We start from the raw sequence: 14,698 nt of genomic DNA, 5'->3' as shown, positions 1-14,698 counted from the left end.
CCGCGCTGCACACCAGCGCGACGCCGCTGAACGCGCTGCGCGAGGACCAGCTGGTGCCCGGCCGCGCGGCACTGGAGAAGATCAACGCCTCGCTGCGTTGAGGGGCGGCGGCGTCTCGGACGACGAGTCTGCTGCGTGGGGGGAGGACGACAGGTGTTTCCTCCGACCTCAGCAGAGCCCGCGTGCGACCTGACGACCGCGCTCGGACCGTGCTGCGGCGGCGTGAAGTGCCGAGGTTGGGTGCCGGCGCCCCCACGTTGCGCTGATCCCGCAGGCGCTTGACCACCTTCATGGGGTGGCAGGAGCGCTTCGGGCCTTCGGCCTCGGCGTTGACCCTGTGTCTTGCGGCATCTGACCGCCAGGTCGCGCAGCGCCACCCCCGCTTCGGCTTGGCAGCGCAGCCCGTGTCGATGCGCGTGGTGTCTGCGACGGCGGGCGCGGCTCAGGTTGCGAGGTCTTGCCCCGCCTCGCGCGCCCGCCGCCGGGGTGGCGGCCGCGGATCCAGCCCGAGGTGGCTGAGGATCTCCCCGATGACCGGCCGCTCGGGGATGGCCGCGATGATCTCGAGCTCGCCGCCGTCGCAGTCCGGGCCGTGCGGCATGTCGATGTCGAAAGCGAAGCTTCAGCGAAGACTGACTTGTACTCAAGTCCAAGCCGGCATGTTGCTGCGCATGCAAGCCGAACGCATCGCGCCTGTCGCCGCATCCCCATCTCGAGGGATGTCCGTCGGCAGGCGCTTGCCTACGCTTGGCACGCTGCCGCGGCGCCCGCCCGGACAGACCCTGTTCCAGCTGTTCCGGGAGTCGCCATGTCGATCGTCGTTTGCATCGGTTCCATGCGGCCGGCCCGAGCTTCGGGCGGCATCGATCGCTTGGCCGGCGAACCGCAGGCCCTGTGTGGGGCGTTGCTGCCGCTGGAGCGTCTGATCGGCGAGGTCGAGCCGACGATCGCGCTGCACGCAACGGCGCGGCGCATCGAGGCAATGGAACCGTTGCGCGCGAATCGCCTGCGCGAACGCGCGTCCCGCATCGCGCTGCGCTGACGCCGCATCGGGCAGGACCGGCATGGTGCGTACACGACTTCGGCAGCTCGGGCTGGCGGCATTGCTGCTGATGCCGCCGGTGCTGATCTGGTGGGTTTCCGGTCCGAGAGTCGCTGCGGCGCCACGTGCGCCCGCCGTGGTGCCGGCGGCCGCCGCCGACGGGACGTCGCTGCACAGCGGCATCGCGCCGGGCGTGTCGATACCGCCGGCGCTGATCCGCTTCGCGTTGAACGCGCTGCTCGTGCCGCTGCTCGACGATGCGGTGCCTCCGCGCTGGACCGACGCCACGCTCGATCACATCTGCGGGCCGGGTACGCGCGTGCGGATCGACGGCAGACCGCTCGAACGGCACATGCCGATGCCCGCCAGGGCTTTCAGCGTGCACTGGACGCTGGACCGCTGCCTGCCGTTTGGCTTCAAAAGCGTCGAGTTGTCGGGCGACGTTGCGCTGCACGTGTTCCACGAGGACGACGGCCTTGGCGCCATCGTCGTGCCCGGCCGCCTCCGGGTCGACAGCCATGAGGGGCGCACCTGGCTGGAGCGTCCGTTCACGGCGGCCATGACGCTCGCCTCAGCGCGTCGCGACGGCGACTGAACGCAGCCGATGGCCCGCACCGCCGCCGCCGACGCGCACGCCGTGCCCGCGGCCGCAATGGCGGCCTCGATGCTCCACAGGTCGCTCTGCCGCTTGCCGGCGCGCGCCGTGCCGTGGCAGGGCGCAGCCGGCATGGGCACCGCTGCCTTCACAGCGCCGGTCGCGAAGACGGCCGACGTCGCGACGGCGAAATCTGCGCAAAACGGCGCCGCGACGCTGCCGACCCGCCGCCCGGCCTGGCTGGTGCCCGAGCTGCAGCCGCTGGCCGAGCGCGGCGAGCTGCCGCTGCTGGAAGGGTGACCGCTGCGCCTGGTGAGCGGCCCCGAGCGCTTCGAGGCTGACGGGTGGGACGGCACACCCGCAGAGCGCGATGAGGGCATCGCCCTGGCCGACGACGGCTCGCTGGTCTGGATCTGGCGCGGCCGCCTGCCGGCGGCGGTGGGCGAGACGGCGTGGCTTCTGCAGGGGCGCTTTGCCTGAGGCACCGCGATCGGGCAGGCGCCCCCCGCATCCGGGGGGTCGCACAACGTCGTTCCCGGAACGTTGGACAAACGTTCGCCCGGGAGCATGGCGCCAACGCCGCACCGTCGGCCTCGTCGAAAGGACTCACCATGCTCCGCCTCACTGCCCTCTGCGTCGCGGCCGCGGTCGCTTTGCCCAGCCACGCGGCGTTCGTCTCATCCGGCTACCACGCTCGCGCCGACTCGAGCGTCACCATCGGCCCGAATTCGGCGGCAATCTCGATCGTCAACGGCACGGTCGGGGGTTCGTCGCACAGCGGAACCGGCAGCGTCGCCGCGGGGCAGGGCTCCAGCCCGACCGAGGTCTGGGCCCACGCGGCGGCGTCGCAAGGCGACGACTCCGGCCTGGTCCAGGCTCGAGCCGATCTGGCCAGCGGCATCGTTCGTGCCAGTTCCGAGGTCTTCGATGGCGACTTCCCGTCGGTCGTTTCCGGCGGCGGTGGCGGGCTGCGCGAAACGCTGTGGTTCACCAACAGCAGCACCGCCTGGCTGCCGATCTCGTACTGGATCGAGGTCGACGGCGCGCTCTTGGGCGGCATCGCCCGGGCCGACTGGCGGGCGATCGGCAGGGTCTACGTGCCGTCGGCGGCGGCCTGCAACGGCTCGGGCCAGTGCATCGGCTTCGCGGCCGACGGCAGCGCCAATGCCGGCACCGCCTTCACCGCCCACTACACGCGCAATGCGGGCCTCTACTTCACCGACGCGATGGGCCAGGCCTCGCACTGGACCGTCACGCACCATGCCCCCGGGCCGGACGCCTTCGACTTCACGATGGAGGTGATGTTGTGGGTCCCTCCCGGCGAAACCACGCTGGTGATCGAGCCCGAACTGCGGCTGGATTTCTGCGGCAACAGCACGGGCGCCTGCGACTTCGGCCACAGCGGGCGGGCGCGGCTCGGCACGGCCCCGTCCGGCCTGTCGTGGACCTCCGAGTCGGGCGTCTTTCTCAGCGCCCTCCAGAACCCGGGCGGCAGCGTTCCCGAGCCCGCCACCTGGGCCCTGCTGGTCGGCGCACTGGGTCTGATGCGGTGCAGTGCACGCCGGCGCAGCTGAGCGGCCGCGCAACGCGCGGTCTTCATGCCGCGGCCAGGCGCCGCGCCTGGGCCACCGCTTCGGCCGGCGACAAGGCCTGCCCGGCGCGCCAGATGGCTTCGGCCAGCGGCGGCGTCAGGCGCCTCCGGCAGGCGCGGCGTACGCGCAGCAGGTCGCGCCGGTCGCTGCGCGCCAGCGGCCCGAACTGCGTGCGCCAGGCGTGGTCGGCATACCCCAGCAGCCGCGCCGCCGGCTCGGCCAGGCCCTGTCGGTGCGCCAGCAGCGCCAGGTTCCACAGCGCATACAGCACGGCCTCGGTGTCCAGGGCGGCCCAGGCGAGGTCGAGCGACTGCACGGTGGCGGCCATCGCCTCGGGCAGGCGTCCCAGGTCCTGCAGCGCACTGCCCAGCGCGTTGTGCAGCGGTGCCAGCAGCTGCTGGTCGCCGCTGGCGCGGGCGTCGGCGATCAGCGTCTCGATCAGCGCCAGCGCCTCGGTGGTGCGGCCGGCATAGACGAGCGCGATGGCCACGTTGTGCTGCACGCCGCGCATGGCATGCAGCGGCCGCGGCTGCACGCCTTCGAGCAGCGCCAGCGCGCGCCGGTAGCCGGCTTCGGCCGCTGCGGCATCGGCGTCGACCTCGTTGGCCATCGTGGCCAGCTGGTTGACGGCCTCGGCCTCGGTGGTCGCGTCGCCGGCGACGCGCGCCAGCGCAACCGCCTGCTGCAGCAGTGCGCGGGCGCCCGCCACGTCGCCTTCGGCGCGCCAGCGCACCTTGGCCACCTGCCCGTGGGCACGTGCGCTTGCGGCCGGGTCGGCCGGCCAATCGGCAGATGCCAAGGCCGCCTGGCGGCACGCCGCATCGCGGCCGCCCGCGGCCAGCGCCAGCCACGCCGCCAGGGCATGGCTGCGCGCACGCAGCGACGCCGGCAGCGTCGCGGCCTGGTCGACGAGCACGCGGTCCAGCGTCGCCACGAAGGCCGGTGGCGGGCTGCGCTCGGCCCAGCCCGGTGCCAGTGCCAGCGCGAGCCGGCAGATGTCGGCCGCCGGCACGGTGTCGTCGGCGGTGCGCGCCATCCAGGCCAGCAGCGGCCACAGCGGCGCCAGCCGGGGCAGCGGCCAGGGCTGCGGCAGGTCCTCGGCCCAGGCAGCCACGGCCCACCACCAGGGTGACCGCGGCGTCGCTGCCTGCCGATCGAGCACCCGGTCACGCACCGGTTCGCGCAAGGCCCACCAGGTCTCGGTCCCGTCGTCGCAGGCAGGGTCGATGAGGCTGGCGGCCACCAGCTCATCGAGCGCGTCGCGCGCCGCCGCGGCGTCGTCGCCGATCCCGGCAGCCGGCGCCAGATGCGCCACGAGGTCGGCCGCCAGTGCGGCGGGGGCGGCAGCCAGCCAGGGCAGCAGCGCCGCGGCGTGCGCCGGCAGGCTGGCCAGGCTGTCGTCGACCACCGCCAGCAGCGAGGCATGGCGCGGATCGTCGCCGGCACGCGCGCCGCTGCGCGACAGCAGCGACCAGCGTCCCGACCCCGGCTGCGCCAGCAGCGCCAGCAAGGCCGCCGGCGGCAGGCTGCGCACGCGCGACGCCGCCAGCTCCAGCGCCAGCGGCAAGCCCTGCAGCCGCTGCACCAGCGTGGCCACGGCCTCGGCATTGCCGGGGTGCAGCTGGAAGTCGGCGCGGCTGGCGACGGCACGCTCGACGAACAGCCTCACGGCAGGGTTTCGGGCCAGCTCGGTCCAGGGTGCGCCGTCGGCCGGCAGGGCCAGGGCCGGCACCGGGTGGTCGGCCTCGCCGGCCAAGCCCAGCACCCGCCGAGAGGTCGACAGCAGGTGCAATCCGGGTAGCCTTTCCAGCGCCCGTTGCAGCCAGTGCAGCGCGGCCGATTCGAGGCCGTCGGCGTTGTCCAGCACCAGCAGCGTCCGCCGCCCGGCGAGTGCCTGCGCGCAACGGGTCAGCGCATCGCCGGCGCCCGGCGGCGGCCGCAGGGCCAGCAGCAGCGCGTCCTGCAGAGCCGACAGCGACTGCACCTGCACGCAGGAGACGAAACGCAGCACGTCGAAAGGCGCCCCGGCGGCAGACAGCCGGTGCAGCAGTTCCAGCGCCAGCCGCGTCTTGCCGATGCCGCCCGGGCCGCGCAGCGTCAGCACGCGCTGGGCATCGGCACGGGCCGACAGCGCGGCCAGCGTCTCCGGGTCGCCGTGCCAGCGACCGGCCGGCAGCGGCAAGGCCAGTGACGGGTCAGCCACCGGCGGCGGCGCACGATCTCCCAGCGCCGGCGGATCCTGCAGCAAGACCGTGGCCGCTGCGGCCCGCGCCGCCACGACGCCGAAGCGATCGGCCAGGGCCTGCAGGCGCAGCCGCTCCTCGACCACCCACTCGTCGGCAAAGCCGGGCAGCAGCTCGCCGCCGTAGAGGCGGCTGGCCGCTGCGGCATCGCCGGCGGCACAGGTCTGCTCGAAGGGCCAGACGTCGCAGACCAGGGCGCCCGGCACCAGGCGCAGCACGCGTCGGTCGGCGGCCAGCAGCGGGCGGGCCTCGGCCAGGCCGCCGCGCCGTTCGAGCGTGGCGCGCAGCGTGCTCAGCGTCTGGCGCAGCCGCGCCAGGCCGGTGGCGACATCGGCCTCGGGCCACAGCAGGGCCGCCAGTTCTTCACGGCCATGATCGCGACCCGGCCGCAGCGCCAGCCGCGCCAGCAACAGCACCGCGGCGCGGCTGTGCAGCCGGGTCAGCCGCCGGCGGCCGTCGTCGATGGCAAAGCCGCCCAGCAGGCGCAACTGCCAGGGCCCAGTTGTGGCAGGGATCATCGTGGGCGGGTACTCGCCGACGATGATCGCAGATCCGTCGGGCAACCACCGCGGCTGCCGGCGCCGCGCCGGCGGCGGCAGCAGCAGGCGTCGCGAGATCGGCATCTGCTGGACATCGGCGGCATTGCTGTCGATGAGCATCGGGATGACCTTTCGCGCCATGGTGGGAGCGCGCGCGATCACCGCGTCCGGCTTCGCTCGGTGGGGCGGGAGCGAATGCGCCCGCACCCGAAGTACGCGACCGTTTCATCACCCTGGCCGACGACGGCTCGCTGATCAGGGTCTGGCACGGCCGCCCGCCGGCGGCGGCGGACCGCGTGGCCTCTGCATGGACCTCTTGCGTGAACGGCGCGCACTCACACGCGCACCGACGCGCGCCTGAGTCGCTTGCCGCCACACCAATCGCCCGCACCGGGCGTCGCCTGCCGCGAGGCCGTCGCAAGGGGTGCGCGGTGGCGTTGCCGACCCACGCACGCGAGCGCCGCAGGCTCGAGTGCATCGCCCGGCGGTGCGGGCGCGCCGACGCCGGTCGTCGTCACCGCACCGGGGGGTCGAGCGCGCGCGACGCGCCGAGCAGGGCCGGTGCCGCCGCGGTGATCAGCCAGGTCGGTATCTCGCGCAGGTAGCCGGCGAAGCGGCCCTTGTCCTCGAAGCGCCGGCGGAACCATGCGGCATCGAATGCGCGGCCCAGCCGCGGCACGACGCCGCCGCCCAGGTACACGCCGCCGCGCGCGCCCAGCGTCAGCGCCAGGTTGCCTGCGACGTTGCCGAGGAATCCGGTGAACCGGTGCACCGCCTCGACGGCCTGCGCGTCGCTGCCCTCGACGGCAGCGGCGGCGATGGCAGGGGCATCGGCCAGGTGCGCCGACACGCCGTCGCGTTCGCACAGCACCGCGTGCAGCGTGGCCAGTCCGGGGCCCGAGACGACGCGCTCGGCCGAGACATGGCCGAAGCGTGCGCGCAGCCGGGCGAGCAGGTCGGCGTCGACCTCGTCGGCGGCGGCCAGCGTGACGTGGCCGCCTTCGCCGGCCAACGGGACCCAGCCGCCTCGCGTGTCGGGCACCAGCCCCGACACGCCGAGCCCGGTGCCCGGGCCGAGCACCGCGATCGCGCCGCCGGGCGCGGCGCGGCCGTCGCCGAGGGCACGCAGGTCGTCGGCGCCGAGCCAAGGCACGCTCAGCGCGAGCGCGGTGAAGTCGTTGATCACGACGAGGCGCTCGGCGCCGAGGGCGCGCTGCAGCGCGTCGATCGAGAACACCCACGGGTGGTTGGTCATGCGCACCTCGTCGCCGGTGACCGCCGTCGCGATGCCGATCGCCATCTGCGCCGGCGCGGGCAGCCGCTGTTCGGCCAGGTAGTGCCGCGCCGAGTCGAGCAGCGACGCGTGCGCGGCGCAGCGATGCACGACGATGCGCGAAGGCGCGGGGTCGGTGGCGTCCTGCCAGGCCCAGCGGGCGTGCGTGCCGCCGATGTCGCCGAGCAGGCGCGGAAAGCCGTGGCGGCGCCGGCTCATGCGTGCGCAGGCGCAGCGCGCGACGGCAGAAAACCGCGACGGCGGGCCGGCGAAGGTGCAACCACGCGGCCACTGTAGCAGCCGGCCGCCGCGGCCGGCGTGGCGGGATACCATGCGCACCCGAACCGATGTTGCGAACGATCCTGCCACCTCCAGCGCGGCCCGACGCCGCGCACCGCACGAGCGCGTTGCCGCCGCGGCGGCCGCCTTCGGCGCGATGAGCCGGCCGGTGTCGCACCCCGTGGCGGCGCATCTCGGCGCCGGCACGCCGGCGCACGACGGTGCGGCGCTGCGCCAGGCGCTGGCGGTGGAACTCGCGCGGCGCGCCGACGTCGGCGACCCGTCGTCGCGCGCGCCGGCCAGGGCCTGGATGCGCGCCGCGGCGGCCGCATGCCGCGCGACGTTGGAGCCGCGCTGGGCGCGCACGCAGGCGCAGGACCGCGAGGCGATGACGCGCGCGTCGCCCCACGCCGCGCTGCCGCCGCGTCGCGTGCACTACCTGTCGATGGAGTTCCTGATGGGACGCGCGCTGGGCAACGCGCTGGCTGCGCTGGGCCTCGAAGGCGACCTGCGCGAGCAACTTGCGGCCGGCGGCCTGTCGCTGCCCGACGTGCTCGAGTCCGAGCGCGACATGGCGGTCGGCAACGGCGGCCTGGGGCGGCTGGCGGCCTGCTTCCTCGACTCGTTCGCCACGCTCGGGTTGCCGGCGTTCGGCTACGGCGTGCGTTACCAGTACGGCATGTTCGCGCAGCGCATCGTGCACGGTCAGCAGGTCGAGGCGCCCGACGACTGGCTGCGCGACGGCAACCCGTGGGAGATCCCGCGCCGCGAGCTGTGCTACGAGATCGGCTTCGGCGGTCGCGTCGAACACGACGGCGCCGCCAGGCGCTGGGTGCCCGAGATCTCGGTGCAGGCCAACGCCTACGACTTCATCGTGCCCGGCCACGGCACCGAACGCGTGGCGACGCTGCGCCAGTGGCACGCCAGCGCGCTGCACCCGATCGACTTCGTGCTGTTCTGCCGCGGCGAGCACCTGCAGGCCGGGCGCGAGCACATCGAGGCCGACGTGCTCAACTGGGTGCTGTACCCCGACGACAGCACGCACGCCGGGCGCCAGCTGCGCCTGAAGCAGGAGTACTTCCTGGTCAGCGCATCGCTGCAGGACATGCTCGCGCGCCACCTGCGCGAGCAGGGGCGGCTCGACGACTTCGGCGCGAGGAACGTCGTCCACCTCAACGACACGCACCCGGCGCTGGCTCCGGTCGAGCTGATGCGCCTGCTGATCGACGTGCACGGCTTCGAGTGGGAGGCGGCGTGGGCGCAGGTGCGCGCGGCCACGAGCTACACCAACCACACGCTGATGCCCGAGGCGCTCGAGCACTGGCCGGTGCAGATGCTCAAGGAACTGCTGCCGCGCCACCTCGAGATCGTCTTCGAGATCAACCACCGCTTCCTCGACGCGGTGCGCGCGCTGCACCCGCACGACGACGCGCTGGCGGCGCGGATGTCGCTGATCGACGAGTCCGGTGAGCGCCGGGTGCGCATGGCGTCGCTGTCGATCGCCGCGTCGCGGCGCGTCAACGGCGTGTCCGAGCTGCACTCGCAGCTGATGGTGCGCACGATCTTCGCCGACTTCGCGCGCCTGTGGCCCGAGCGCTTCACCAACGTCACCAACGGCGTCACGCCGCGTCGCTGGCTGATGCAGGCCAACCCGGCGCTGGCCGCGGCGATCGACGAGGCGATCGGCGACGGCTGGCGGTGCGACCTCGACCGCCTGGCCGATCTCGCGCCGCTGGCCGCCGAGCGCGGGCTCGGCGACGCGGTGATGCACGCCAAGCGGCTGAACAAGGAACGCCTGGCCGCGCTGATCCGGCGCGAGCTGGGCGTGACCGTCGATCCGGCCGGCCTGTTCGACGTGCAGGTCAAGCGCATCCACGAGTACAAGCGCCAGCTGCTCAACCTGCTGCATGTGATCGCGCGCTACCAGGCCATCGTCGCCGAGCCGCACGCGCAGTGGCAGCCGCGCACCGTGGTGCTGGCGGGCAAGGCGGCCACCGCCTACGTCGCGGCCAAGACCATCGTGCGGCTGGCGCACGACGTCGCGCGCGTGGTCAACGACGATCCGCACGTGGCAGGTCGGCTCAAGCTGGTGTTCCTGCCCAACTACAGCGTCTCGCTGGCCGAGGCGATCATCCCGGCGGCCGACCTGTCGCAGCAGATCTCCACCGCCGGCACCGAGGCCTCGGGCACCGGCAACATGAAGTTCGCACTCAACGCCGCGCTGACGATCGGCACCTGGGACGGCGCGAACATCGAGATGGCGCAGGCCATGGGCGAGGCGCAGATGTTCGTCTTCGGGCTGCGCGCCGAGCAGGTGGCGCGCGAGAAGGAGCTGGGATACGACCCGAGGCGCCACTACGAGGACCAACCGGTGCTGCGCGCGGTGATCGACGCGCTGCTGCGCGGCGACTTCTCGCCCGACGAGCCGCAGCGCTACCGCGCGCTGGTCGAGTCGCTGCTGAACAACGACCCCTACATGCTGCTGGCCGACTTCGCGAGCTACCTGCAGGCGCAGCAGCGCGTCGACGCGCTGTACCGCGAGCCCGGACGCTGGGCCGAGGCCGCGGTGCGCAACGTCGCGGCGATGGGGCGCTTCTCGAGCGACCGCACGATCCGCGACTACGTCGATCGCATCTGGTCGCGCGGCGGCTGAGCGGCGCGCCCCACGCACGATGCTGACCGACGACGACGTCCGCGCACTGGTCGAGGCCCGCCACGGCGACCCGTTCGCGGTGCTCGGCCTGCACGCCGACGACGCCGGAACGCTGTGGCTGCGCGCGCTGCTGCCCGGCGCGCGTGCGGTGGCGGTGGTCGAGCGCAAGGCCGGGCGGCGCGTGGCCACGCTGGCGCTGCGCCATCCCGACGGGCTGTTCGAGGCGGCGATCCCGCGCCGCCGCAAGACGTTCGCGTACTGGCTGCAGGTCGTCTGGCACGACGGCGGCACCGGCCGCTACGCCGACGCCTACGCCTACCCGCCGCTGATCGACGACACCGAGATCTACTACCTCGGCGAGGGCAGCCACCTGCGCCCGTTCACCGTGCTCGGCGCGCATCCGGTCGACGTCGACGGCGTGGGTGGCGTGCGCTTCGCGGTGTGGGCGCCGAACGCGCAGCGTGCCAGCGTGGTCGGCGACTTCAACCGGTGGGACGGCCGGCGCCACCCGATGCGGCTGCGCCACGGTGCCGGCGTGTGGGAGATCTTCGTGCCGCACGCGGCGGTGGGCGACCGCTACAAGTTCGAGCTGCGCTCGCGCGACGGCGCAGTGCTGCCGCTGAAGGCCGACCCGTACGCGCGCGCCTGCGAACTGCGCCCGGCCACCGCCAGCGTGGTCGCGCCGCTGCCGCCGGCGCGGCCGCTGCCGGCGCAGCGCGCGCAGGCCAACGCGCGCAGCGCGCCGATGTCGATCTACGAAGTGCACCTGGGCTCGTGGCGGCGCCACGCCGACGGCAGCTTCCACGACTGGGACCTGCTCGCTGCGCACCTGCCGGCTTACGCCGCCGACCTGGGCTTCACCCACGTCGAGCTGCTGCCGGTCTCCGAGCACCCGTTCGACGGCTCGTGGGGCTACCAGACGCTGGCGCTGTACGCGCCGACGGCGCGCTTCAGCGCGCCGCCGCACGACGTCGCGCGCGCCGGCGACCCGGCCGGCTTCCTGCGTTTCGTGCAGGCCTGCCGCGCGCACGGCCTGGGCGTGCTGGTCGACTGGGTGCCGGCGCACTTTCCGAGCGACGCCTGGGGCCTGGCGAACTTCGACGGCACCGCGCTGTACGAACACGCCGACCCGCGCGAAGGCTTCCACCGCGACTGGCACACGCTGATCTACAACTACGGCCGCCACGAGGTGCGCAACTACCTGGTGGGCAGCGCGCTGTACTGGATCGAGCGCCTGGGCGTCGACGGGCTGCGCGTCGACGCAGTGGCGTCGATGCTGTACCGCGACTACTCGCGCGCCGAGGGCGAGTGGGTGCCCAACCTGCACGGCGGGCGCGAGAACCTGGAGGCGATCGCGTTCCTGCGCCGCGCCAACGAGGTGATCGGCATCGAGTGTCCCGGTTCGGTCACGGTGGCCGAGGAGTCGACCGCGTTTGCCGGTGTCTCGGCGCCGACCTACGTCGGCGGGCTGGGCTTCCACTACAAGTGGAACATGGGCTGGATGAACGACACGCTGGCCTACATGCGCGAGGACCCCGTGCACCGCCGCTGGCACCACGACCGCATGACCTTCGGCCTGGTCTACGCCTTCAGCGAGAACTTCGTGCTGCCGCTGTCGCACGACGAGGTGGTGCACGGCAAGGGGTCGATCCTGTCGCGCATGCCGGGCGACGAGTGGCAGCGCTTCGCCAACCTGCGCGCCTACTACGGCTTCATGTGGGGCCACCCCGGCAAGAAGCTGCTGTTCATGGGCCAGGAGTTCGCGCAGGGCAGCGAGTGGAACCACGACGCCGAGCTGCCGTGGCACCTGCTGCAGCACCCGGCGCACGCCGGCGTCAGTCACCTGGTGCGCGACCTCAACGCGCTGTACCGGCACCACGGCGCGCTGCATCGTCTCGACCACGACCCCGCCGGCTTCGAGTGGATCGCGGTGCACGAGTCCGACACCTCGGTGTTCGCCTGGGTGCGGCGCGACGACGCCGGCGGCATGGTGATCGTCGTCGCCAACTTCACGCCGGTGCCGCGGCGCGGTTACCGCCTGGGCGTTCCCGACGGTGCCGCGGCGTGGCGCGAACTGCTGAACACCGACTCGGCCTACTACGGCGGCTCGAACCTGGGCAACGGCGGGCACGCGCTGGCCGTGGGCGACGAACCGGCGCATGGGCGCGGGCGCTCGATCGTGCTCGACCTGCCGCCGCTGGCCACCCTGTTCCTCGCTCCGGCATGAACGCCAAGGAGTCCGCGCCGCAGCCGATGCCGCCGTTGGGCGACCTGCCGCCGCAGTTGCTGCCCGGGCGCACCGAGCCGATGGGTGCGCGGGTGCGCGACGGCGGTGTCAACTTCGCGGTGTTCTCGGACCACGCGCAGCGCGTCGAGCTGTGTCTGTTCGACGCGCAGGGCGCGCACGAGCAGCGCCGCTACGCGCTGCACGGCCCGCACGACGGCGTGTTCCACGGCTTCCTGCCCGGCGCCGGCGCCGGGCTGGTGTACGGTCTGCGTGCACACGGCCCCTGGCAGCCGGCGCAAGGGCACCGCTTCAACCCGCACAAGCTGCTGCTCGACCCCTGGGCGCGCGAGGTGGTCGGCCTGTTCCGCTGGCGACCCGAGCACTACGGCCACGACCTCGCGCACCCCGACGGCGCGAGCCACCCCGACACCCGCGACAACGCGCCGTGCACCTTCAAGGCGCGGGTCGCGCCGCCGCCGACGCCCGCGCCGGGGCGGGCGAACGCACCGCGGCACCGCACGGCCGACCTCGTGTTGTACGAGCTGCACGTCAAGAACTTCACGCAGCGGCTCGACGCCGTGCCGGCGGCGCTGCGCGGCACCTACGCCGGGCTCGCGCACCCGGCGGCCGTCGCGCACCTGAAGCGACTGGGCGTGACCACGCTGTCGCTGCTGCCGGTGCAGCACCACCTCGACGAGATCGGCCTGGCCGAACGCGGGCTCGTCAACCACTGGGGCTACAACACGATCGGCTTCTTCTGCCCCGAGCCGCGCTACGCCAGCACGCGCGGCGACCCTTCCGCGGTGGCCGAGGAGTTCCGCGCGATGGTCGCGGCGCTGCACGACGCCGGGCTCGAGGTGGTGATCGACGTTGTCTTCAACCACACCCCCGAGGGCGACGAGCACGGTCCGACGCTGTCGTGGCGCGGCCTCGACAACGCCAGCTGGTACCGCGCGCGCCCCGACGCGCCGGGGCGCATCGAGAACCTCACCGGCTGCGGCAACACGATGAACGTCGCGCACCCGCGCGTGACGCAGTTCGTGCTCGACGCGCTGCGCCACTGGGTGCAGGAGATGGGCGTCGACGGGTTCCGCTTCGACATCGCGCCGGTGCTCGGCCGCACGCGGCACGGCTTCGACCCCGACAGCGCCTTTTTCGTGGCGCTGCGGCAGGACCCGGTGCTCGCCGGCGTGCACCTGATCGCCGAGCCCTGGGACCTGGGGTACGACGGCTACCAGCTCGGCCGCTTCCCGGGGCGCTTCCTCGAGTGGAACGACAAGTTCCGCGACGGCGTGCGGCGCTTCTGGATGCACCGCGGCGTCGGCCGTGGCGAGCTCGCGCGCCGCTTCACCGCCAGCAGCGACCTGTTCCACCACGGGCACCGGCGGCCGAGCGCGTCGGTGAACTTCGTCGCCTGCCACGACGGTTTCACGCTTGCCGACATGGTCAGCTACGCGCACAAGCACAACGAGGCCAACGGCGAGTACAACCGCGACGGCCGCAACGGCGAGCCGGCGTGCAACTTCGGCCACGAGGGCCCGTCGCGCGACGCCGCGATCCTCGCGCAGCGCGAGCGCGTGCGCCGCGCGATGCTCGCCACGACGCTGCTCGCGCAGGGCACGCCGATGCTGCACGGCGGCGACGAGATCGGCCACAGCCAGCAGGGCAACAACAACGCCTACTGCCAGGACAACCCGACCAGCTGGCTCGACTGGGCGCACGCCGACGAGGCGCTGGTCGCGTTCACCGCGGCGGTGCTGGCGCTGCGCCGCGAGCAGCCGGCGCTGCGACACGACGTGTGGTTCCGCGTCGAGGCGGCGGCCAACGGCGAGCGCGGGCTGGTCTGGTACCGCCCCGACGGCGCCGAGATGCAGCTCGACGACTGGCACGACGCGACGCGCCACGCGTTCGCCTGCCTGATCAACCTGCGCGGCGACCCGACGCCCGAGGGGCGGGACGCCGCCGAGCGCGGCGCCGCGGTGCTGCTGCTGTTCAACGCCGAGGCGGCTGCGGTGGACTTCGCCGTGCCCGGCGGCCCCTGGCACCTGCGGCTCGACAGCAGCGGCTCGCTGCCGCCGGCGCTGGCGCTCGACGCCGGCGCCACGCTGTCGGCGCCGGCGTCGACGCTGCTGGCGCTGTGCGCCGCGCCTTCGCCCGCGCCATGATGGACCTGAGGCGACGCGCCAGCGGCGTGCTGCTGCACCCGACCTCGCTGCCCGGGCCGCACGGCTGCGGCGACCTCGGCCCCGGCGCCT

General features: G+C 73.7%; 11 protein-coding genes. 8 read left to right on the top strand and 3 right to left on the bottom strand.

Features of this window, described 5'->3' with window-relative positions:
- Positions 1–442: 442 nt before the first annotated feature.
- Positions 443–601, bottom strand: a complete 159-nt coding sequence (locus tag PKC53_RS01675; RefSeq protein WP_324425635.1) for a hypothetical protein — start codon at positions 599–601, stop codon at positions 443–445.
- A gap of 207 nt (positions 602–808) precedes the next feature.
- Here PKC53_RS01675 and PKC53_RS01670 point away from each other — a divergent pair, with 207 nt between their 5' ends.
- The 5 genes from PKC53_RS01670 (at position 809) to PKC53_RS01650 (ending at position 3,211) form a co-directional block, all read left to right on the top strand.
- On the top strand, positions 809–1,042 hold the full coding sequence (locus PKC53_RS01670; RefSeq protein WP_324425633.1) for a hypothetical protein: 234 nt from the start codon (positions 809–811) through the stop codon (positions 1,040–1,042).
- A 22-nt stretch (positions 1,043–1,064) separates the two neighbouring features.
- Positions 1,065–1,637: a hypothetical protein gene (locus PKC53_RS01665; protein WP_324425631.1), complete on the top strand. Its 573-nt coding sequence runs from the start codon at positions 1,065–1,067 to the stop codon at positions 1,635–1,637.
- A gap of 9 nt (positions 1,638–1,646) precedes the next feature.
- Positions 1,647–1,937 (top strand): hypothetical protein, encoded by a 291-nt coding sequence (locus PKC53_RS01660; RefSeq protein ID WP_324425629.1) that lies wholly within the window; start codon positions 1,647–1,649, stop codon positions 1,935–1,937.
- Between the two features lie 12 nt (positions 1,938–1,949).
- Positions 1,950–2,117, top strand: a complete 168-nt coding sequence (locus tag PKC53_RS01655) for a hypothetical protein (protein ID WP_324425627.1) — start codon at positions 1,950–1,952, stop codon at positions 2,115–2,117.
- 131 nt (positions 2,118–2,248) lie between these two features.
- Positions 2,249–3,211, top strand: coding sequence for a PEP-CTERM sorting domain-containing protein (locus tag PKC53_RS01650; RefSeq protein ID WP_324425625.1), 963 nt, complete (start codon positions 2,249–2,251; stop codon positions 3,209–3,211).
- A 22-nt stretch (positions 3,212–3,233) separates the two neighbouring features.
- Here the strand turns inward: PKC53_RS01650 and PKC53_RS01645 are convergent, their stop codons facing one another.
- Both PKC53_RS01645 and glk read right to left on the bottom strand, forming a co-directional pair.
- A complete protein-coding gene (locus PKC53_RS01645; protein WP_324425623.1) occupies positions 3,234–6,152 on the bottom strand; it encodes an AAA family ATPase in 2,919 nt (972 codons plus the stop codon).
- A gap of 373 nt (positions 6,153–6,525) precedes the next feature.
- The gene (gene glk, locus PKC53_RS01640; protein ID WP_324425621.1) at positions 6,526–7,503 is read right to left on the bottom strand and encodes a glucokinase; all 978 of its coding nucleotides are present in this window, start codon (positions 7,501–7,503) and stop codon (positions 6,526–6,528) included.
- A gap of 229 nt (positions 7,504–7,732) precedes the next feature.
- Here glk and PKC53_RS01635 point away from each other — a divergent pair, with 229 nt between their 5' ends.
- Genes PKC53_RS01635 through glgX form a run of 3 tightly spaced genes read left to right on the top strand, consistent with a single transcriptional unit; the run spans position 7,733 to position 14,608 of the window.
- A complete protein-coding gene (locus PKC53_RS01635) occupies positions 7,733–10,216 on the top strand; it encodes a glycogen/starch/alpha-glucan phosphorylase (RefSeq protein ID WP_324425619.1) in 2,484 nt (827 codons plus the stop codon).
- Between the two features lie 19 nt (positions 10,217–10,235).
- Positions 10,236–12,443, top strand: coding sequence for a 1,4-alpha-glucan branching protein GlgB (glgB, locus tag PKC53_RS01630; RefSeq protein WP_324425617.1), 2,208 nt, complete (start codon positions 10,236–10,238; stop codon positions 12,441–12,443).
- Entirely contained in the window at positions 12,440–14,608 is a 2,169-nt protein-coding gene (glgX, locus tag PKC53_RS01625; RefSeq protein ID WP_324425615.1) for a glycogen debranching protein GlgX, read from the top strand. The genes glgB and glgX overlap by 4 nt, the downstream gene beginning before the upstream one ends.
- The last annotated feature ends 90 nt before the right edge of the window (positions 14,609–14,698 follow it).

The organism is Azohydromonas sp. (genome assembly GCF_035325925.1).
Lineage (GTDB): Bacteria > Pseudomonadota > Gammaproteobacteria > Burkholderiales > Burkholderiaceae_C > Calidifontimicrobium.
The sequence above is the reverse complement of the archived record's forward strand: the minus strand, read 5'-3'. Positions and strand labels throughout refer to the sequence as shown.

Bases quoted from the DNA above. Each gene is read 5' to 3' on its own strand.
- PKC53_RS01675 (WP_324425635.1), bottom strand. From the start codon at position 601: ATGCCGCACGGCCCGGACTGCGACGGCGGCGAGCTCGAGATCATCGCG.
- glgX (WP_324425615.1), top strand. From the start codon at position 12,440: ATGAACGCCAAGGAGTCCGCGCCGCAGCCGATGCCGCCGTTGGGCGAC.
- PKC53_RS01670 (WP_324425633.1), top strand. From the start codon at position 809: ATGTCGATCGTCGTTTGCATCGGTTCCATGCGGCCGGCCCGAGCTTCG.
- glk (WP_324425621.1), bottom strand. From the start codon at position 7,503: ATGAGCCGGCGCCGCCACGGCTTTCCGCGCCTGCTCGGCGACATCGGC.
- PKC53_RS01645 (WP_324425623.1), bottom strand. From the start codon at position 6,152: ATGGCGCGAAAGGTCATCCCGATGCTCATCGACAGCAATGCCGCCGAT.
- PKC53_RS01660 (WP_324425629.1), top strand. From the start codon at position 1,647: ATGGCCCGCACCGCCGCCGCCGACGCGCACGCCGTGCCCGCGGCCGCA.
- glgB (WP_324425617.1), top strand. From the start codon at position 10,236: ATGCTGACCGACGACGACGTCCGCGCACTGGTCGAGGCCCGCCACGGC.
- PKC53_RS01665 (WP_324425631.1), top strand. From the start codon at position 1,065: ATGGTGCGTACACGACTTCGGCAGCTCGGGCTGGCGGCATTGCTGCTG.
- PKC53_RS01650 (WP_324425625.1), top strand. From the start codon at position 2,249: ATGCTCCGCCTCACTGCCCTCTGCGTCGCGGCCGCGGTCGCTTTGCCC.